The organism is Aliiroseovarius zhejiangensis (genome assembly GCF_014656375.1).
In the GTDB taxonomy this organism is placed as follows: Bacteria; Pseudomonadota; Alphaproteobacteria; order Rhodobacterales; family Rhodobacteraceae; genus Aliiroseovarius; species Aliiroseovarius zhejiangensis.
Genome location: NZ_BNCH01000001.1, coordinates 890,716 through 909,847, shown reverse-complemented (window position 1 = coordinate 909,847; position 19,132 = coordinate 890,716). Strand labels below are relative to the sequence as shown.

19 protein-coding genes are annotated in these 19,132 nt (G+C 59.8%); 10 read left to right on the top strand and 9 right to left on the bottom strand.

The genetic code is table 11. The features are described from left to right. Window positions 1-15 precede the first annotated feature (15 nt). The 4 genes from IE188_RS04595 to IE188_RS04580 are packed head-to-tail and all read left to right on the top strand — an operon-like array spanning window position 16 to window position 3,157. Entirely contained in the window at window positions 16-1,287 is a 1,272-nt protein-coding gene (locus IE188_RS04595; protein ID WP_191285250.1) for a molybdopterin molybdotransferase MoeA, read from the top strand. Continuing rightward, window positions 1,284-1,811, top strand: a complete 528-nt coding sequence (locus IE188_RS04590) for a DUF2478 domain-containing protein (RefSeq protein WP_191285249.1) — start codon at window positions 1,284-1,286, stop codon at window positions 1,809-1,811. Before IE188_RS04595 ends, IE188_RS04590 begins: the two co-directional genes overlap by 4 nt. Then, on the top strand, window positions 1,801-2,817 hold the full coding sequence (gene moaA / locus IE188_RS04585) for a GTP 3',8-cyclase MoaA (RefSeq protein WP_191285248.1): 1,017 nt from the start codon (window positions 1,801-1,803) through the stop codon (window positions 2,815-2,817). The genes IE188_RS04590 and moaA overlap by 11 nt, the downstream gene beginning before the upstream one ends. A gap of 22 nt (window positions 2,818-2,839) precedes the next feature. Next, entirely contained in the window at window positions 2,840-3,157 is a 318-nt protein-coding gene (locus IE188_RS04580; RefSeq protein WP_191285247.1) for a carboxymuconolactone decarboxylase family protein, read from the top strand. Between the two features lie 267 nt (window positions 3,158-3,424). On the opposite strand, the gene IE188_RS04575 is transcribed toward IE188_RS04580, so the two are convergent. From IE188_RS04575 to IE188_RS04555, 5 genes are all read right to left on the bottom strand, one after another. After that, complete coding sequence (locus tag IE188_RS04575) at window positions 3,425-4,684, bottom strand: hypothetical protein (protein ID WP_191285246.1); 1,260 nt, start codon at window positions 4,682-4,684, stop codon at window positions 3,425-3,427. 68 nt (window positions 4,685-4,752) lie between these two features. Further along, a complete protein-coding gene (locus tag IE188_RS04570; protein ID WP_191285245.1) occupies window positions 4,753-5,124 on the bottom strand; it encodes a hypothetical protein in 372 nt (123 codons plus the stop codon). Between the two features lie 24 nt (window positions 5,125-5,148). Next, window positions 5,149-6,654 carry a tripartite tricarboxylate transporter permease gene (locus IE188_RS04565; protein WP_191285244.1) on the bottom strand — a complete coding sequence of 502 codons (1,506 nt, stop codon included), beginning with the start codon at window positions 6,652-6,654 and terminating at the stop codon, window positions 5,149-5,151. A gap of 21 nt (window positions 6,655-6,675) precedes the next feature. Beyond that, window positions 6,676-7,116: a tripartite tricarboxylate transporter TctB family protein gene (locus IE188_RS04560; protein WP_191285243.1), complete on the bottom strand. Its 441-nt coding sequence runs from the start codon at window positions 7,114-7,116 to the stop codon at window positions 6,676-6,678. A 21-nt stretch (window positions 7,117-7,137) separates the two neighbouring features. Beyond that, the gene (locus tag IE188_RS04555) at window positions 7,138-8,103 is read right to left on the bottom strand and encodes a Bug family tripartite tricarboxylate transporter substrate binding protein (protein ID WP_229836487.1); all 966 of its coding nucleotides are present in this window, start codon (window positions 8,101-8,103) and stop codon (window positions 7,138-7,140) included. Window positions 8,104-8,297: 194 nt separating this feature from the next. Here IE188_RS04555 and IE188_RS04550 point away from each other — a divergent pair, with 194 nt between their 5' ends. Next, window positions 8,298-8,936, top strand: a complete 639-nt coding sequence (locus IE188_RS04550) for a GntR family transcriptional regulator (RefSeq protein ID WP_229836485.1) — start codon at window positions 8,298-8,300, stop codon at window positions 8,934-8,936. Between the two features lie 172 nt (window positions 8,937-9,108). On the opposite strand, the gene IE188_RS04545 is transcribed toward IE188_RS04550, so the two are convergent. Further along, window positions 9,109-9,993: a LysR family transcriptional regulator gene (locus tag IE188_RS04545; RefSeq protein WP_191285242.1), complete on the bottom strand. Its 885-nt coding sequence runs from the start codon at window positions 9,991-9,993 to the stop codon at window positions 9,109-9,111. Between the two features lie 91 nt (window positions 9,994-10,084). Here IE188_RS04545 and IE188_RS04540 point away from each other — a divergent pair, with 91 nt between their 5' ends. The 5 genes from IE188_RS04540 to IE188_RS04520 all read left to right on the top strand — a co-directional run bounded on the left by IE188_RS04540 (window position 10,085) and on the right by IE188_RS04520 (window position 16,707). Further along, entirely contained in the window at window positions 10,085-10,942 is an 858-nt protein-coding gene (locus IE188_RS04540) for a Rossmann-fold NAD(P)-binding domain-containing protein (protein WP_191285241.1), read from the top strand. 476 nt (window positions 10,943-11,418) lie between these two features. Next, a complete protein-coding gene (locus tag IE188_RS04535) occupies window positions 11,419-13,515 on the top strand; it encodes an oxidoreductase (RefSeq protein WP_191285240.1) in 2,097 nt (698 codons plus the stop codon). 399 nt (window positions 13,516-13,914) lie between these two features. Further along, window positions 13,915-15,465, top strand: a complete 1,551-nt coding sequence (locus IE188_RS04530; RefSeq protein WP_191285239.1) for a phospholipase D family protein — start codon at window positions 13,915-13,917, stop codon at window positions 15,463-15,465. A 29-nt stretch (window positions 15,466-15,494) separates the two neighbouring features. Beyond that, window positions 15,495-16,022 (top strand): HdeD family acid-resistance protein, encoded by a 528-nt coding sequence (locus tag IE188_RS04525; RefSeq protein ID WP_191285238.1) that lies wholly within the window; start codon window positions 15,495-15,497, stop codon window positions 16,020-16,022. Between the two features lie 64 nt (window positions 16,023-16,086). After that, a complete protein-coding gene (locus IE188_RS04520) occupies window positions 16,087-16,707 on the top strand; it encodes a YdeI/OmpD-associated family protein (protein ID WP_191285237.1) in 621 nt (206 codons plus the stop codon). Between the two features lie 17 nt (window positions 16,708-16,724). Here the strand turns inward: IE188_RS04520 and IE188_RS04515 are convergent, their stop codons facing one another. From IE188_RS04515 to IE188_RS04505, 3 genes are read right to left on the bottom strand one after another with little or no spacing between them, the layout of a single operon-like run. After that, the gene (locus IE188_RS04515; protein ID WP_308442432.1) at window positions 16,725-17,453 is read right to left on the bottom strand and encodes an amino acid ABC transporter ATP-binding protein; all 729 of its coding nucleotides are present in this window, start codon (window positions 17,451-17,453) and stop codon (window positions 16,725-16,727) included. Beyond that, window positions 17,453-18,283 carry an amino acid ABC transporter permease gene (locus IE188_RS04510; RefSeq protein WP_191285236.1) on the bottom strand — a complete coding sequence of 277 codons (831 nt, stop codon included), beginning with the start codon at window positions 18,281-18,283 and terminating at the stop codon, window positions 17,453-17,455. Before IE188_RS04510 ends, IE188_RS04515 begins: the two co-directional genes overlap by 1 nt. A gap of 11 nt (window positions 18,284-18,294) precedes the next feature. Then, entirely contained in the window at window positions 18,295-19,116 is an 822-nt protein-coding gene (locus IE188_RS04505; RefSeq protein WP_191285235.1) for an ABC transporter substrate-binding protein, read from the bottom strand. Between the last annotated feature and the right edge of the window lie 16 nt (window positions 19,117-19,132).

Here is a 19,132-nt window from a genome sequence, read left to right as displayed (position 1 = left end):
ATTCAGGAGAGGACGATGTTGATAGCTTCTGTCACTGGTGGGTGCAGCTGCGAAAGCCTCTCTGATACCACCGATATGATGAGCGTAGCTGATGCGCTGCATCGTGCCCTGGCGCAAGTCACCCCGATCACCGATAAAGACACCGTGCCGCTGGCCGACGCGCTGGGCCGCACCACCGCCACGACCATTCGTGCCGCCCGAGCCATGCCATATTTCGACAATTCGGCGATGGACGGTTTTGCACTGCGCCTTGCCGATCTTGAGGGACGCTGCTGCCTGCCTGTCGCCGGGACCGTGGCGGCGGGTGATGCGCCCGGTGTGCTTCCCAATGGTGCGGCGATGCGCATTTATACGGGCGCCCCGCTGCCCGAAGGGGCTGATACTGTCGTCATGCGAGAGGTATGCATCGACAAGTCCCGCAAGGTTCATGTCTCGTCCCCGCCAAAGCTGGGTGACAACATTCGCCGCGCGGGCAGTGATCAGGCCAAGGGCGAGGTGCTGCTCGGCACGGGGGTGCGCATGGCATCCCGGCATATCGGCCTTCTGGCGGCCAACGGGTTGCGCCAAATCGAGGTCGTGCGCCGCCCGCGCGTTGCCGTGTTTTCCACCGGCGAAGAGGTGACAACCGGGCCCTGTGGACCGGGGCAGATTCCTGATGCCAACCGACCGCTGCTCTGTGCCCTGCTGGCGCAGCATGGCGCCGAAATCAGCGATCTGGGCATACTGCCGGACGATCCCGTCGCCTCGACCGCGCACTTCGCAGGACTTGGCACACGGTTTGATCTGATCGTGACGTCAGGTGCGGTGTCGATGGGCGGCAAGGATCACATCCGCGAGGCGCTGACTGCAGCGGGCGGTCGCATCAGCGGCTGGCGCGTGGCGATCAAACCGGGCAAGCCCGTCATGTTCGGCAGATTGGGCAATGCGGCCTTTACCGGGCTGCCGGGCAATCCCTTTGCCGTCTATGTCGGCTTTCACCTTTTCGTGTCGGCACAGCTTGCCCGCATGACGGGAGCCGAGCCCGCGCCCTTTGCCACCACACCGGCCTGCGCCGGGTTCGACTGGCAACGCAAGCCGGGCCGGGCCGAGGTCTTTCCGGTGCGTTTGGGGGGCTATGACGCGCAGGGCCTGCCTATCCTGCACCGGCTTGGCGCGGGTGTGTCCGCCACGCTTCTGCCGCTGGCCGGGGCCGACGGCCTGGCAACCGTCGCGGCGAATATTTCGACCGTCAAGCATGGCGACAGGCTGCATTGGCACCCATTCCACACCACGGGGGCGCTAGCATGAGACACCGACCGCTGGCCGCAATCCGCTTTGACCACGGGGATATCGACGGGTTTCTTGCCCGGATCGCTGCAACCCTCGCCGAACGCGGGTTAACCGTGCGCGGTGCGCTGCAAACCCGCAGGTCCGCAACCGGCGAATGTCATTGCGCGGACATGGACCTGACCACGCTGAACTCCGGCAAAGTGTTTCGCATCTCGCAGCCGCTCGGCAATGGGTCGCATGGCTGCCGCCTGCACCCCGGGGCGCTCGCGGATTGCGCTGCCTTCATCGAGGCTGAGTTGCATCAAGGGGCAGATTTGCTGATCCTCAATCGCTTCGGGCGCGGCGAAAGCGAGGGGCGCGGGTTTCGTGATCTGATCGGAGCGGCAATCACGCTGAACGTGCCGGTGCTGACCGCCGTGCGACCCACCTATGCCGAAAGCTGGGCCGCGTTCGGCGGCGACATGGCCTGCGATCTTCCGATGCGCACCGACGCCGTGCTGACCTGGCTGGACCGGATTGAAAGGAACCGTCATGCCGCTTGATACCCCCCATGCCACCCCGCCTGCGCTGACTGACAGTTTCGGCCGCGCCGTGACATATCTGCGCCTGTCCCTGACCGACCGCTGCGATCTGCGCTGCACCTATTGCATGGCCGAAAACATGGTGTTCCTGCCCAAACGCGACCTGCTGAGCATCGAGGATCTGGCGCGCCTGTCCGATCTGTTCATCCGCCGTGGCGTACGCAAACTGCGCCTGACCGGGGGCGAGCCCCTGGTGCGCAAGGGGGTCATGGATCTGTTGGCAGATCTGTCGCGCCACCTGACATCCGGTGCGCTGGACGAACTGACCCTGACCACCAACGGCACCCAGTTGGCGCGATATGCCGATGAGCTTGCCAAGAACGGTGTGCGCCGGGTCAATGTCTCGCTTGATACGCTCGACCCCGCGCGCTATCGCCAGATCACCCGGCTTGGCACGCTGGATAAGGTGCTGACCGGGCTGGATGCGGCGCACTCCGCCGGGCTGAAGATCAAGCTGAATGCGATTGCCAGCCGAGGCGCCTTCGAGCACGAGTTGGACGACATGATCCGCTTTGCTCATGGCCGTGGCATGGATCTGACCCTGATCGAGGAAATGCCGATGGGCGAGACAGGTCAGAACCGCGCCGACACACTGCTGCCACTTGATGTACTGGAGGCATCGCTGGCAAACCGGTGGACCCTGTCACCCGTTGCCCACAGCACCGGAGGTCCGGCGCGCTATCTGCGTATCGCAGAAACCGGCGGTCGGCTTGGGTTGATCTCGCCGATGTCGTGTAATTTCTGCGCGCTGTGCAACCGCGTACGGCTCAGCGCCACGGGGCGGCTTTACACCTGTATGGGCCAGGAAGGGTCTGTCGATCTTCGGCCCGCGCTTGGGGCAGGGGAACAGGCACTTGATGCTTTGCTGCGACAGGCGATTTCGGCTAAACCCAAAGGGCATGATTTTGATACCCGTACCGTCTGCCGCCCGTCTGTGAAACGCTTCATGTCTGCTCTGGGCGGCTAACCAAACCTGAAAGGACCCTTCGATGACTGATGATCTTCCCGGTGCCGCTGGCGATCTTGCCAAACAACATCCCGATGTCTGGTCGGCCTATTCCGCCCTTGGTTCCGCCATCGCCGACACCGGTGGGCTGAGCGCGCGCGAAAAACGGCTGGTCAAGCTTGCGCTAGCCATCGGGGCCGGGTCCGAAGGGGCCGTGCATTCGCATGCGCGCCGTGCATTGGAGGAAAATCTTCCGGTCGACGATCTGCACCAGACGGCGTTTCTGGCCATCGGGCCACTTGGCTTCCCGCGCGCGGTCGCAAGCTGGACGTGGATCACGGATGTAACGGATCAGTCCTGATCGACGGTTTTGAACAATATGCGGCGTCAGGAATTCTGTGATGTCGCAACGCTGAAACCCCGGTGCGGAACAGACCGGGCTTGCACTGATTGGGCGGTCTGACCGGGACGCCGTGCTGCGCCACCGAAGATAGCGCGCCGTAAGCGCATCTGGCCGCAAAAAAAGGTGAAGTGCAGCAATCAGCATGGCGGCAGGCCATGTGCAACCCCCCGTAGTTCGCTCACTTGAATGGGCTTGTTGCGATGGAAAACTCCACCGCAGGAGCCTCTATTCCGAAACGATATCTGTTACATCCACCAGATACATCTGCCGGGTGCCTTCGTGGACAGAGTCGATGCAGACCGTCTTGTTATCGTGGCTCCAGCGCGGATGAAGGTCGCAGCGGTTGTGCTTGCCCAGATCCGGCGGCGTGTAGAATGACCCAAGATCATGTCGCGTGTCGGTCTGCGTATCGAACAGAAACAGGATACGCTCGTTCGTGCTTGCATCGGGATAGGTGTCGGACAAAATCCAACGCCCGTCGCGCGAATAGGTCATGTGCCCGTTTTCGGTCAGGATGCCCGGCCCGATGACCCGCGCCGCGCCGGTCGTGTCATCATAAAGGTGATAATGGATTGCCCCATCATGCGGCCCCCAGACGATCACCTCGCTGTCTGATTTCCACATCGGGTGCGAGATCTGGTATTCCGACTTCTCATAATCGAACGTTCCCACCGCGTTCGGGTCAAAATCGTCGGCAAGTTGCGGCAGCGGGTGATCCGCGCATTCAAGCAGCCGCAAATCCGTACCGTCGCCGTTCACAGTGTAAAGCCGATGCAGGAAGCAAGTCTCATCCTCGACCCGTTCGGTCCACCGGTGGATGAACAGGAAACGCGAGCCGGATGGGTTGGCCTCCAGATGTGTGATCCAATGAATGGCCTTGCCCATCGACGGTCTTGGCTGATGCGCCTTCAACTGCGCAAGGCTGAGGATCAGACGATAGTCGCCGGTCGCCATGTCCATACGGTAGATGCCATCATCCGCAGGGGCGAGGTCCAGTTCCGGCTCGGTCTGCGTTGCCGGGTAGCCGATGGTTTTATGAGTCACCATGAAGCGCGAATAGTTCACACAAAGCGCATAGTCCCCGTTCGGGGCCAGCACATAGACCGGCAGGGGCAGGGTGCGCGTTGTTCCGCTGTCCAGATCTACCAGTTTCGAACAGAAATCCGGGTAAGGCGTATCGCGCGCCGGGCCATCCCAACGGGCGTTGTGGATGATCTGGTTCGCTTTGCCGACCCATTGCAACTGGCTGCCCATCTGCCAGTTCCATGTGGTTGTCTGTCCGACCTCGTGAAATTGGTCACTGGCGCTCAGGTCGAAATAGCCCACGATCGCAGTCTCTTGCCCAGTGATGTCCCCCGTGAAGCGATCCACCCGCTGCCCCAACAACCGCTTGTCGTCGCGATCGAAGTTCGACTTGTTGTAATAGCCAAAGAAATGGTGGGCGCTGGCGTCGCCAACGCGGCGGATGGGGGCAGACATGGACATGGTGATCTCGTGTTCAATCGGATGGGCCTGCCCGCCGGGGCGGACAGGGTGTTGTCAGGTATGGCGGATCATTCCGTGAAAGTGATTGTGGTGGTCGCCAGCTCGTTCAGGTCTTCATCCGTGGCGGCAAGGTTGAAATCACCCGGCGCCACCAGTTTTTTCGAGACGAAGCGCCCATAAGACCATGTCGTCGTCCAGTTGCCGTCCGCATCCGCAACGGGTTGCGGGTCAAGCGCATAGCCGATTTCTGCGGCCACCCCATCTGCTGTGGTGAACAGCAACAGGACAGGCGCGTCAGCTTCGAACCCCGCGCCGGAAATTTCGACCACACCTTCTTTGTCCAAGGTTGCTGGTCCTTGGATTGTCAGCTCCTGCGCGGTCAGCGCCGATGACATTGCGAGAAGGCCGGCGATGGCTGTGCAGGTCAGTTTACGGATCATTTTGAAGTCTCCCTTTGGTTATTATCAGCTGTCGAGCATGTGAGAATTGCGCCGGTGCTGCACCACGCCCTGATACAGCGCAAAGGCGCACAGGATCAGAAGCACGATGCAGATTGGGCGCGTCACAAGTTGCAGAAGGAACGCCGGAACATCGCCGCTGACCAGCGCCAGCGACCGGGCCAACTCGCCCTCGGCCAAGGTGCCAAGGACCAGTCCCAGCACCAGCGGCGCACGCGGCACGGAGAAGTAGTTGAAGCCAAAGCCGATCACGCCCACGGCCAGCATGATCAGGATGTCATCCACCGAACTGCGGATCGAATAGGCACCGATCACGGCAAAAGCCAGAATGCAGGGGGCCAGAATCTCGCGCGGCACCATGATGACCTTGGCGCAATAGCGTGCGAAGATCAGGCCGACCGGGACGAACAGGATATTGGCCAGCAAAAGGCTGAGGATGAAGCCATAGGTGATATCGGCGTTCAGTGTGAACAGGTCCGCCCCCGGACGCAGGCCGTGGATCATCAGCCCGCCCAGCAGAACCGCCGTGACCGGATTGCCCGGAATGCCCAGTGTGAGCAATGGGATCAGCGTGCCTCCGGTAACGGCGTTGTTGGCTGTTTCACTGGCGATCACCCCGTCGGGCGAGCCGTTGCCGAATTCCTCTTTCGTTTTCGAGGCACGTTTGGCGGCGTCATAGGACAGAAACCCGCCAACACTGCACCCGACACCGGGGATGATGCCCACGATAATGCCGATCAGCGACGACCGCAGCACGTTGAATTTGCGCGCCATCACCTCGCCCAGATAAGACAGCGCCCCTTTGCTGCCCGCGACATCAGCTTGCGGCATGACATTTGTGCGGTTGCTGATCATCGAGATCACTTCCGGGATCGAATACAGCCCTATCAGTGACACCACCATGGGAATACCGTCATAAAGCGACGGTTGCCCGAAGGTGAAACGAAGCTCGCCCGTCAGGGGGTGTGAGCCAATGGTGCTAAGCAACAGCCCCATCGCGCCCGCCATCAGCCCCTTGGACATGGCGCCCGCCGACAGCGATGCGATCACGGTAATGCCGAACACCGCCAACAGGAAATACTCGGGCGATCCGAACCGCAGCGAAAACTCGGCCAAGGGTGGGGCCAGCAATAGCAAGGCAATGACGCTCAGGACACCGCCAATGCTGGACCCGAACGTGGCCAGGGCGAGCGCGCGCGTCGTCTCGCCCCGTTGTGACATGGGGTGGCCGTCCAGCAGGGTCGCCACCGCAGCCGGTGTGCCGGGAATGTTCAGAATGATCGCGCTGATCGCCCCGCTATAGGTCGAGGCAAGATAGATCCCGCCCAGCATCGCCAACCCGGCCTCGGGCGGCATCGAGAATGTCAGCGGGATCAGCAGTGCTACGCCCATCGTGCTGGTCAGGCCCGGCAGCGATCCGATCACCACCCCGCCGATTACTCCGATGGTTACGGCGAACAAGGCCATCGGCGTCAAAAGCGTCTCAAGTCCAAGAAGCAGGTTTTCAAGCATGTGGAAATCTCGCCGACGGGATCAGAACGATATCATGGCCTCGGGCGGATAGACGCCGAGGAACCAGAAGAACAGGAAATAGAGCAAGCCGGTCAGGCCAAGCGCGACCGGCAGGATCAGGTGCAGGCGGCGTTCGCCCAGGGTCAACATCATCAGCGTCAGAAACAGCACCGTCGCAATTGGAAACCCGACCACCAGCATCGCGCCGGTATAGGCCAGAATGCTGATGACCACCTTTGCAAAACCAAGAAGGTCTGCGTGGTCAGGCTTCTCTACCGGCTCAGCCGGGGCTTTCAGCCTTTGAAGTCCCAACACAACAGCGAGCACCGCGATAAACACAGCCAGCAACTGCGGAAAGTAAGCCGACGCGGATTGATAGCTGAAACTGGCCACCAGTACCGAAAGGGCCGCGACTATCGCCAAAGCGCAAAACAAAAGATCCTTGTTGCGGTCGGTCATCATGATCACGGCCCCCGGTCTGGTTTATTTCAGCAGATCGACATATTTGCCGATACCTTCTTCAGCCGAAGCCAGATAGTCGGCAAACTCATCGGCGGTCATGTAAGTCAGAGGCAGGCCCAGACGTTCGATATGCGCGATGAAATCGGGGTCGTTGACCACGTTCTTGAAGGCTTCTTCCAGAACGGCTTTCTGCTCGGGCGCGACACCTTTGGGCACCGCGACACCGCGCATTGAGGCACCGATATTCTGAACCTCGGCCCCCGAAGCCTCGGCGATGGTGGGCACGTCGGGAAGATAGGGGTACCGCGCATCTGCAAACACGGCGAGCGCGCGCAGGCGGCCTTCGTTCACCTGCCCGGTGGCTGAGCTGGCAGAGGGCACCGAAGCATCGACTTGATTGCCAAGCGTCGCGGTAATCGCCGGACCCGACCCGTTGAAGGGCACGAAATTCACGTCAATGCCAAGCGCGTCTTCGGCCACGACAAGCTGCAACTGGTTGTTCGATTGCGGCCCGTCACCGCCAACGGTCAAACCGCCGGGATTGGCCTTCGCGGCTTCCGCAAAATCCGCAAATGTCTCGAACGGGCTGTCGGCAGGCACGGTCAGCACGACCGGGTCCAACTGGATGTTGCCGATGGGTTCGAAATCCGACATCTCGAATGGCACATCATCGCGTAGCATCTTCACCAGAAAGATCGACGGGATGTTGATGAACCCGATGGTGTAACCATCATTCTTCGCCCGTGCCAGCGTCGAGAACCCGACCTGACCGCCCGCACCGGGCTTGTTGCGGATAACCAGCCGCTGGCCAAGGTGCTTTTCCATGTAATTCGCGATGATCCGGGCCGCGGTATCGGTGCCGCCGCCGGGCGAATAGGCCACGATCATGCTGACCGGTTTCTTGGGATAATCCTGTGCAATGGCAAGGGTGGTGCTGGCAACTGCGATCGCAGCCCCCAAAGCAATAGATTTCATTGCGGCAAACATCGGCTTCCTCCTGTTGGTAGGCACATTTTTGATATAATGTTCTTAAATGCATACAATCAGAAACATTTTGAGAATTCAATATTTTTGTATTAACTGGTTCAAGCCCTGGTTCCTGACGGAACTGCATCAGCTCTTTGATGTGACCTAGAAAACTGGAAGGACACGGAATTTCCATTGTAGCCGACAACCGGGATGTGCCGCTGGCCGAACTGGTGTATCGCCAGCTTCTGGAAGATATCCGTGAAGGAGAATTCCATCCTGGTGAGCGAATCAAGGAAGCGTCCATCGCGAAACGACTCGGCATCAGTCGCACCCCGGTCCGCGAGGCAATTCGCCGGCTGCAGTCCGAAGGCCGCGTCACCATCGAACCGCAGCGCGGCGCGGTTGTGGCCGAGCTGGACCGTATGGAAATATCCGAACTTTACCTGCTGCGCCAACAACTGGAGGGGATCGCCGCGCGCTTTGCCGCGCAGCACGCGTCAGACATGGAAATCGAGCAGATGGAGGTCATCCTTGACCGTGTGCATGGTGAAGATGCGGATATTCGCACGCTGAACCAGGTGAACTGGGATCTGCACCATGCGATCTTCTATGCCGCCAAGAACCGCTATCTGTTGAAGGCGTTCAACGCGATCAGCGATGACCTCGCCTTGCTGCGGGGCGCGCGATATATCCCTGAAGGTCGCCCCGAAGAGCTGTATCGCGAGCACAAAGCCATCGTCGATGCCATCCGCGCCCGTGATCCCGAACGCGCCGAAAAGGCTGCGAAGGACCACATCGAAAGTTCCTACCGCATCCATCTGAACATCGCCTTCAAACCAGATCCGCTTTAGGGTGTCAGCTTCACGCCACGCAGAATGCGTGCCAGCAACAGTGTACCGCTTTGGGCCGCTGCTTCCCCATTCCGGGAATGCATCGTCCCTCCGAAGAGGCACCGGCGATAAAAAACCTACAATGAGCAACGATAGCTTTATGGGAAACCCAGGCCTTTGCGTGTGAACCCAGTTACTTTTGCGCGAGGTGATGGGCCAGATGGTCCCACACGCGCTTGACCCTCGGGGTCTTGTGCAAAGCCGAATGTGCTGCAAGCCAGACGGGCAGGCTGGGAAGCTCAGGTTGAAATTCAAGCCGTTCAACCAAGGGATCAGTGTCGCCAATAATGGTTTGCATCGCCCCCACGCCGCACCCGTTGCGCACCAGCTCCCAATAGGTGGCCTGATCATCGCACCGCACCGCGAAAAAGTTCCGATCCACGGGAAAGCCAAGGGTCCGCATCGTCCGGATGATCATGTCGGACCTGTCGAAGCCGACAAAATCCAACGCTGCCAGGTCTTCAAAGCTCTGAGGATTCCCCTGCCGGGCGATCTGCTTTTTTGACGCGTATAACGCCAGCGCGTGGTCAGAAATCTGCCGCGTCACAATGTCCAGCTGGGTTGGCCGATACATCCGGACGGCGATATCGGCCTCGCGGAACACGAGGCTCTCTGAGGTGTCAGAGGGAACCAGTTCGATGTCGATGTCCGGCTCGATCTGGCGCAGATCAGCGATAACGGCTGGCAGCAGATAATGGGACACGACGACACTGGCTGTGATACGAACGGTTCCGCTCAGACGCGCGTCGCGACCGGCTGCCAGGGTTGCGAAACGCGCAGATGCATTGCCCATGTCCCGGGCCGGGCCCAGCAGGCTCAGCCCTGCTTCGGTAAGGTGCAGTCCGCCTGTGGTCCGGACAAACAATTGCGTGCCAAGCGCCCTTTCCGCCGCCTTGATATGGCGCCCGAGTGTCGGTTGGCTCTGCCCCGTCTTTTTGGCGGCCGCGGTCAGAGAACCTGTTTCGGCAACGGCCAAAAAGGATCGGATATAGGTCCAGTCAAGATCGCCTATGATCATTCAAAAATGAATATCAAACCCCAATTTATATACAATTATAATCCATTTCTGAATTTACTACCTTCCTCCCGGTATCTTACAGGAGGTAAGGATGACGAAACGTGTATTGATCCTCGGAGCATCGGGAAAAGTGGGGCGGCACAGCGCGCGTGCGTTCGAGGCGGCGGGTTGGGATGTCAGGCGGTACAATCGGGGCCGCGACGATATGGGCCAAGCTGCGCGAGGGTGCGACGTGATTGTGAACGGGATGAACCCGCGAAATTATCACAACTGGGCGGGCACACTTCCCAGGATCACAAAACAGGTGATTGCCGCCGCAAAAAGCGCACATGCAACGGTGATCCTTCCGGGAAATGTTTATCACTTCGGTGACACGGCAGGGCTATGGTCCGAAACCATACCACCCAACCCCGTCAGCCGAAAGGGCGCCATCCGTCTGCAAATGGAGCAGGACTATGCGGCCAGTGGTGTGCAGACGATCGTCTTGCGTGCGGGAAACTTCATGGATCCTGATCACCAAGACTGTCCGATGTCCCAGGTGTTCCTGCGCAGGATAAAGCGCAACAAGGTGACTGTTCCCGGCGCAATCGACACAATGCAGGCGATGTGTTTCTTACCTGATTGGGCCCGCGCCGCGGTTGCATTGGCCGAGATGCGTGGCGAGCTTGGCGCGTTCGAAGACGTGCCGTTTGCGGGACACACACTCACCGCGCGCGACATCAGGGACGGGCTGGAACACATCCTCGAACAGAAGCTGAAATTTGCTCGCTTCCCCTGGTGGCTTTTCACGCTGACAGCGCCCGTGTGGGAATTCGCCCGTGAAATGAACGAGATGCGATATCTGTGGACCACGGATCATGCCCTGTCCGACACACGACTTCTTCAGTTGCTACCGGACTTTGCGGTAACGCCTCTGGACAGTGTTCTGCGCCAGATGCTGCCGGTGTAAGTGGATCTGGAAGTCTTGCTGGGCCATGTTCAAGCCGAGCGGAAATGATGATCGACCAAAGCCCGCTCATCGCGGTGTCAACGGGATGACCCGGGCGCGCCATATGATTTCTTTCTGGAAGGAACTGCCAGAGGCGGTGCTTTGTTGCGCCCGCAACCGCCATCACATGCGGCGGCTATTCGGGCGGCGGTTGTGGCCAAGGTACTGGAACGACACGGGGCAGGGCCTGACTGGATCGTGCCAATTCCAGCGGTCATAACCGCAGCGACCGCCGTGTAGTCCGTAACCGCTACACGCGTCGGGTCGCTGGACAGGCACGGCCCGGATCGTTTCGGTTGGCGGACATGCCTATGCATTGAACGACGGCCACGTTCGCTACGTGACGGGTTACCACATGCACGGATGTTCCCAATTGAATGCCCGCCGCTTGTGGGCCTACTATTCCCGAGCCTGTAAAACCAAGTGCGTGGAAGCAGATGTCAGATAAATCGCGAAGCCAGTCCAAAGACACCCGTGCCCAATACGATCTGTTGTTTGAACCTCTGAAGATCGGACCGGTTACCACGCCAAATCGTTTCTATCAGGTGCCTCATTGCACGGGCATGGGCCATCGCTATCCACGGTCCGAGGCACGCCTGAGGGGCATCAAAGCCGAAGGTGGTTGGGGCGTGGTGTCGACGCAGGAAACCGAAATCCACCCAACCTCGGACCTGACGCCTTCCAATCAGGCGCGGTTATGGGGGGCAGAGGACATTCCCGCCCTGCGCCTTGTGACCGACGCCATTCACGAACACGACAGCCTTGCGGCAATCCAGTTGGCCCATAACGGCTTGCATTCGGCCAATCGCTACTCGCGCGCCGCACCGCTTGCGCCGTCTGACGCCATCGTGGACGGCGACGACCCTGTGCAGGCGCGGAAGATGGACAAGTCGGATATTGCAGCCTTCAGGGCGTGGCATGTCTCAGCCGCAAAGCGTGCGAAAGAGGCCGGGTTCGACATCATCTATGCTTATGCCGGTCACGATATGACCTTGCTGCACCATTTCCTGCTGGCCCGGCACAACCATCGGACGGACGAATACGGCGGATCGCTGGAAAATCGCCTGCGTCTGTTTCGCGAGGTCATTCAGGATACCAAAGAGGCTGTGGGCGACACCTGCGCCGTCGCCGTTCGTCTGGCGGTCGATGAACTGCTCGGGGCTGATGGTATGCAGCATGACGCAGAGGCGCGCGATATTGTCGAAGCCTTGGCCGAAGAGCCTGACCTGTGGGATGTGAACCTGTCCGATTGGTCAAACGACAGTCAGACATCTCGGTTTTCCGACGAGGGGTTTCAGGAGAAATATACCGGCTTCGTGAAATCGGTCACCTCCAAACCCGTGGTGGGGGTGGGGCGGTATACGTCGCCGGATACAATGGCACGTCTGATCAGAAAGGGGCAACTGGACCTGATCGGCGCCGCGCGACCGTCGATTGCGGATCCGTTTCTGCCCAACAAGATCAGGACCGGCGATATTGAAACGATCCGCGAATGCATCGGCTGCAATATCTGCGTGATGGGCGACAATACCAGCAGCCCGATGCGCTGCACGCAAAACCCGACCGCGGCCGAGGAATGGCGGCGCGGCTGGCATCCCGAAGTCATCCCGCGGCTTGCTGACCCCGAACCTGTGCTGATTGTCGGGGGCGGCCCCGCCGGGTTGGAGGCCGCCCGCGCGCTCAGCCAACGTGGCGCGGATGTGATGCTGGCCGAGGCGGGCAATAGCTGGGGCGGGCGCGTGACCCTTGAGGCGGCGCTTCCGGGTCTGGCGGCCTGGGGGCGGGTGCGCGACACGCGGCTTTGGCAGCTTCAACAGGTCCCGAACGCCGAGCTCTATCTGGAAAGCGCCCTGACGGCGCAAGACCTGCTGGACTATCAGATGCCGCATATCGCGCTTGCCACCGGTGCAACATGGCGGCGCGATGGACTGGGCCGCGCACATCGCAAACCCATGCTGTTTCTGGATCAGAACCGGGTGCTCACACCCGATGATCTGATGACAAACGGGGCCAGCGCCGTGGCGTCGGACGGCCCGGTGGTCATCTTTGACGACGACCGTTTTTATATGGCCAGTGTCCTGGCCGAGATGTTGGCCGATGCCGGGAAAGAGGTGATCTTCGTGACACCGTCGCCCATTGTCTCGCCTTGGTCGGAAAGGACGCTGGAACAGGACCGGATTCAGCGGCGCCTGATTGAAAAGAATGTGCGGATCATGCCGCTGCTCACACTCACGGGCATGTCGGACGACGCCGTAACGCTCGCCTGCATTTACAGCGGCGAAACGCGGGAAATTGCGTGTGCGACATTGGTCCTGGTGACCTCGCGAACGCCAAATGATGCCGTCTGGAATGACCTGATCGCGATGAAAGAACAATGGCGCGACGCGGGTATCAAGACCGTGACGCGGATCGGCGATTGCCTTGCGCCGTCATTGATCGCAATGGCGGTTTACGCCGGCCATTCGTTCGCCCGAAACATCGAGTTTGAAGTGCCACCTGAACCGATGCGGGAAGATGTAGGGCAAATACCATGACCTGGAAAACGAAATGGGGGCAGGCAGAGCATCTTTATCGACGTGAATTGCTTTGGAGTCAGCCCTTTGTCCAGAACGCCGCGGGGGGCTCATGTTTCGGACATGCAGCCTGACCCAAACACCGACCTTCACAGCCGGGCAGATGCGCCTTTGTCTGCGGTCATGCCACCAAGCTGGTGATCAACGCTCCGATCTGGCCACAAGATTTCATTGCGGCCATAGGTTGTCCGCATTTCGTGACGGCGATTGCGGCCTCTGAACCCGCGTGCTTTTCACGCCTTTTGAGCCCCGGATGACTGAACAAAAGCAAAGCATCGGCAACAAGATCCGTGATCAAGGGTGGGTGGTTGCGCGAGATTTCGACTATACAGACCCGAACCGTGTTTCTAGCATTCCCCTATGAAACGTTTCATAGTTCGTGCCGCCAAGATCGTCCTTGTCCTGGGCATTGCCATCATCGTTGCGCGGCTGGTGTTTCCTTTACCGGATATCTCTGACAGACCTGTCAGCCGCGCCTTGCCGCCCGATACATCTACGGCGCTGGGTGCGCGCGTCAGCAGCGCCGGTGCGGCTCATCCCGGCAAAAGCGGCGTTCTGCCCCTTCAGAACGGACATGACGCGATCGCCAGCCGGCTTGCCCTGATCAACGCCGCCGAACAGTCGATTGATGCGCAATACTACATCTGGCATGACGACGTGTCCGGTATTCTGATGCTCGACGCGCTGCACAAGGCCGCGCAGCGCGGGGTCCGGGTGCGGTTGCTGCTGGATGACAACGGGGTGCCGGGGCTGGACGGGTTCATGGCTGCGCTGAATGCCCAGGACAATTTTCAGATTCGCCTTTTCAATCCGTCCACCATTCGAAACCCGAAGCATCTGGGGTATTCCTTTGACTTTTTTCGCATGAACCGACGGATGCACAACAAATCGCTGATCGTGGATGGGTCTGCCGCGATTATCGGCGGCCGCAATATCGGGGACGAGTATTTTCAGGTCGGTGACGACAATTTCTATATCGACATGGATGTGCTGGCGGTGGGAGCTGTGGTGGGCGATACCGCCAGCGTATTCGACGCCTATTGGAACAGCCCGTCGGTCTTCGGGGTCGAGACCATCATCGCCGGTTCGGGCAAGATCGAGGCATTCAGCGCCCGAGTTGCGGATGTTCAAGGTGGTGATGAGGCAAAGGTGTTTCAGGCGCAGACGGATGCCAGCGCCCAGAGGTTTGCGCAAGGCAACGCAGCACTGGAATGGACGGATGTGCAACTGGTGGCGGATGATCCCGTCAAGGGGCAGGGTGTGGCGACGCGCGAGCAATTGATGATCACGCGACTGGGCAGCATCATGGGGACGGTCGAGGACCGGCTTGACCTTGTATCGGCGTATTTCGTTCCGGGGCGCGAAGGTACCAAGTGGTTCACCGGGCTTTCCAACGACGGCAAGGATGTCCGCATTCTGACAAATGCGCTGAACACCACGGATGTGCTGATGGTTCATGCGGGTTATACGAAATACCGGACCAGGCTGTTGCAGGCCGGTGTCGAGCTTTATGAGCTCAAGCTGCGTGGCGGCGGGACGCAGGAGGCGGCGCTGCAGACCATGCCCTTCGGCTTGTCAGGGGCCAGCCTGCATGCCAAGACCTTTGCGCTGGACCAGCAGCGCGTTTTCATCGGGTCGTTCAACTTCGATCCACGATCTGCCATTCTGAATTGTGAAATGGGATTTCTGATCGACAGCCCGACCCTGGCGCGGCAAGTCAGTGCGGGGTTCGATGGCCCGGTGCGGGCTGTCAGCTATCAGCCCGATCTTGCCGCGGATGGCGATCTGGTCTGGGTTGAGGCATCCGAAAACGGGCAAACGATCCTGCACGACGATGAACCCGGCGCGACGCTGTTCCAGCGCATGGCGATCTTCGTTTTGGGGGTGCTGCCGATCGAGTGGCTTCTGTGACCATCAGTTCAACATGAAAGGATAAAGCTATGCGACATTGGATATTCTGGATGATCGCCGGGATCATTTCGCTTGTCGGCGGGGTTCTGGCACTGGCCAATCCGCTGGCTGCGTCGTTGACCGCCGAGATCCTTGTCGGCTGGTCTTTCGTGCTGATCGGTCTGATTGTCGCGATTTCGGCGTTTCGCGATCAGGGTTGGGGCGCGCGCCTGTCGCTGCTTCTGCTCGGGGTGCTGTTTCTTCTGCTGGGGATCAGCCTGCTGGCGAACCCGCTGCAAGGTATGCTGGCCCTGACCTATACAATAGCGATTATGTTGATGATGGCCGGATTGTTCCGGCTGATCCTGGCGTTCCGGGCCGAATTTCGCCCCTTTCGCTGGATCATGATTGCGTCCGCCGCCCTGTCCATCATTCTGGCCTTGATGATCTTCTCGAACTTCCCGCAATCGGCGGCGGTGGTGCTGGGGGTCTATCTGGCGATCGAGTTGATTTCGAACGGTGTTTCGCTGATCGTGATCGCGCTGGCACGCAAGTCGATTGTCAAGGAATTGGGGTAGCCTGGAGGTTTTTTGCCGGCAGCGTGAGCGTTTACCCGGGCGGGTCGGCCAGGAGGGGTCTGGGATGATCACCGATGTGGATGACTATTTCGTCGATGGCTGCGGGCGATGCGGGCGTTTTGCCACGCCTGACTGCTCCACCCGGATCTGGGCGGACGGATTGCACGACCTGCGCGCCATATGTCTGGGCGCCGGGCTGTCCGAGACCGTGAAATGGGGGCATCCCTGCTATATGCTTGGGGATCGCAACATCGCGTTGATCGGCGCGTTTCGCGGTGATTTCCGCCTGACATTCTTTAACGCCGCGTTGATGAAAGACCCAGAGAAACTTCTGGAAAAACCGGGGCCGAACACCCAAACCCCCTGTCTGATCCGGTTTACCGATCCGACACAGGTCACGGCCTTGGCACCGGTGATCCGATCCTATCTTGCCGAGGCGACATCATATGCCGAAGCCGGCATTCTGCCCCGAAAAACCGAAGCCAGTTTTGACCTGCCCGACGAATTGGTCGAGGTTCTGGCGGCAGATCCCGACCTGGCGTCTGCCTTCGACGCGCTGACGCCCGGACGGCAAAGGAGCTATGTGATCAATCTGACGTCGGCGAAGAAGTCAGCCACGCGTTTTGCCCGCATTGACCGGTTTCGTAACAAGATACTGGCCGGAAAGGGCGCCAATGAACGGTAACGCACCGTGGGTGCTCGTCACAGAACCGAGGCCAGGAATGCCTGCGCGCGTTTCGTTTGCGGGGCATTGAAGATCTGATCCGGGGTGCCGGTTTCGATGATCTTGCCCCCATCCAGCACACAGACCCGGTCGGCAGCTTCGCGGGCAAACCCCATCTCATGGGTGGCCAGGATCATTGTCATGTTCTGCGCCTTCAGCTTCAGGAGCGTGTCCAGCACCTCACTGACCAGTTCCGGGTCCAAGGCCGATGTCACTTCGTCAAACAGCATGATGCGGGGCCGCATTGCCAGCGCGCGCACGATGGCAACGCGTTGCTGTTGGCCGCCTGACAACTGATCCGGATAGGCCTGCATCCGGTCCTTCAGGTTGAACTGCTCAAACAGTTGCATCACCTCGGGCAGCAGGTCTTTCTTTGACCGTTTGAACACGCGCGACGGCGCGAGCAGCACGTTTTCAACGGCGGTCATATGTGGAAACAGGTTGAAGCTCTGAAACACCAGTCCGATCTTGCGCCGGATGGGTTGCGGGGCAACATCGGGCAGTGAAATGTCCTGCCCATCGAACCAGATTTCGCCTTCGTCAATCGGCTCCAGCAGGTTGATTGTGCGCAGCAGGGTGGATTTCCCGGACCCTGACGCGCCGATCAGGCAAATCATTTCACCCTCGTTGACCTCAAGATCAATGCCGCGCAACACCTGGGTCGCGCCGAAGGACTTGGTGACATTTGACAGGCGCAACACGGACATCAGCTGCGCGCCTTGTTCTGTTTGGCGATCAGGTAATCGGCAAAGCGGGTCACGGGGATCGTGACCGCCAGAAAGATGATTGCAGCCCCCACATAGGGTGTGAAGTTTGCCAGAAGGGATTTGTGCACCCCAGCCTGCCGCAGGAGTTCGACCGGGCCAATGAAGGACAGCAGTGCGACGTCTTTTTGCAATGCAACCAGCATGTTCATATTGGCCGGCACCACCCGGCGGATGGCCTGCGGCAGCACGACATAGCGCATGATGTCGGCATGTGACAGGCCCAGTGACTTGGCGGCGGCGCGCTGGCTTTCATGGATGCTTTCTATGCCTGCGCGAAAGATCTCGGCCACATAGGCGGAATAGGTCAGGATCAACGCCAGAGACCCCCAGATATAGGGGCTGTTCCACGGGCGTTGCAGGCCCAGGCCCGGCACGCCGAAACCGATCAGAAAAACGATCAGGATCACCGGCACGCCGCGAAAAATGTCGGTGTAGAGCACCCCGAAGATGCGCAGGGGAAACAGGGCGGGTGCACGGGCATCGCGACACAGCGCGATCAACAGGCCAAGGATCGCAATGGCCGGAGTACACCACAGGAAAATGGCCACATCCCAGCGAAAGGCAGACAGAAGCGACGGGAAGGTCTTGGCCAGAATCTCGCCGTCGAAGAAACTGCTGCGCACCCGGTCCCAGCCCGGTGTCATCGGCAGGAAGATGACGATCAGCCCGACCACGACAACTGTGGACAGCGTTGCGATCATCACCGACCGGCGTCGCGCCTTTCGTTCATGGATTTGGCGGGCCGTAAGGCCCGCACTTGCCGTTTTCATGGGTCGTGTCGTTACTTGATCAGCGGAACGCCGGTGGTTTCTTGCAGCCACTCGGCTTCGATCGCGGCAAGGGTGCCGTCCTCTTTCATGGCGGTCAGCGCCTCATCGACACAGGCTTTCAACGGGCTGCCTTCTTCCATCAGTATGCCGAACTGGTCCGGGTTTTCACTGCGATCGGCAGGGAATTGCCCCAGAAGCGCCCCATCATCCAAGGTCACGGCGCTAAGGTAAAGCGCAGTGGGAAGGTCAAACAAGGCCGCGTCGATCTGGTTGGCTTTCATCGCCTCGACCACGTTTACATTGTCATCATAAAGAAGCGGCGCGTCGGGCGGTGCGATCACGGCGTTCACGGTTTCCAGCGCCGTGGTGCCTGCCATCACACCCCATTTCAGGGACTTGAGCGACTCGATGTCGGCCGTGGCGCCACCGTCAATCGTTGGCTGTCGCACCAGAACCGCCATGGCGGCGGAATAGTAAGGCTCTGAGAAATCGACCACCTTTTCGCGATCTTCGGTGATCGAGAACTGTTGCAGGTTCACGTCAAATTCCTTCGCCCCCGGCTGGATGGACTGATCGAATGTCGCGCGGGTCCAGACCACGGCGTCTTTTTCAAATCCCATGCGCTTGGCCACCTCATAGGCCACGGCTGCTTCGAACCCGGCGCCGCTGGCAGGATCGTCATCCATCACCCAGGGATAATAGGCGGGATTGCCGGTGGCGATGGTCAGAACATCAGGGGTCAGGGTCTTGCCATCGGCACAATGGTTGTCGGCAAGGGCGGAGGTCGCCCCCAGCAAGCTGAACATCAGGGCGGTTGCGAAAATCGGTTTCATCGGAATCTCCAATTGG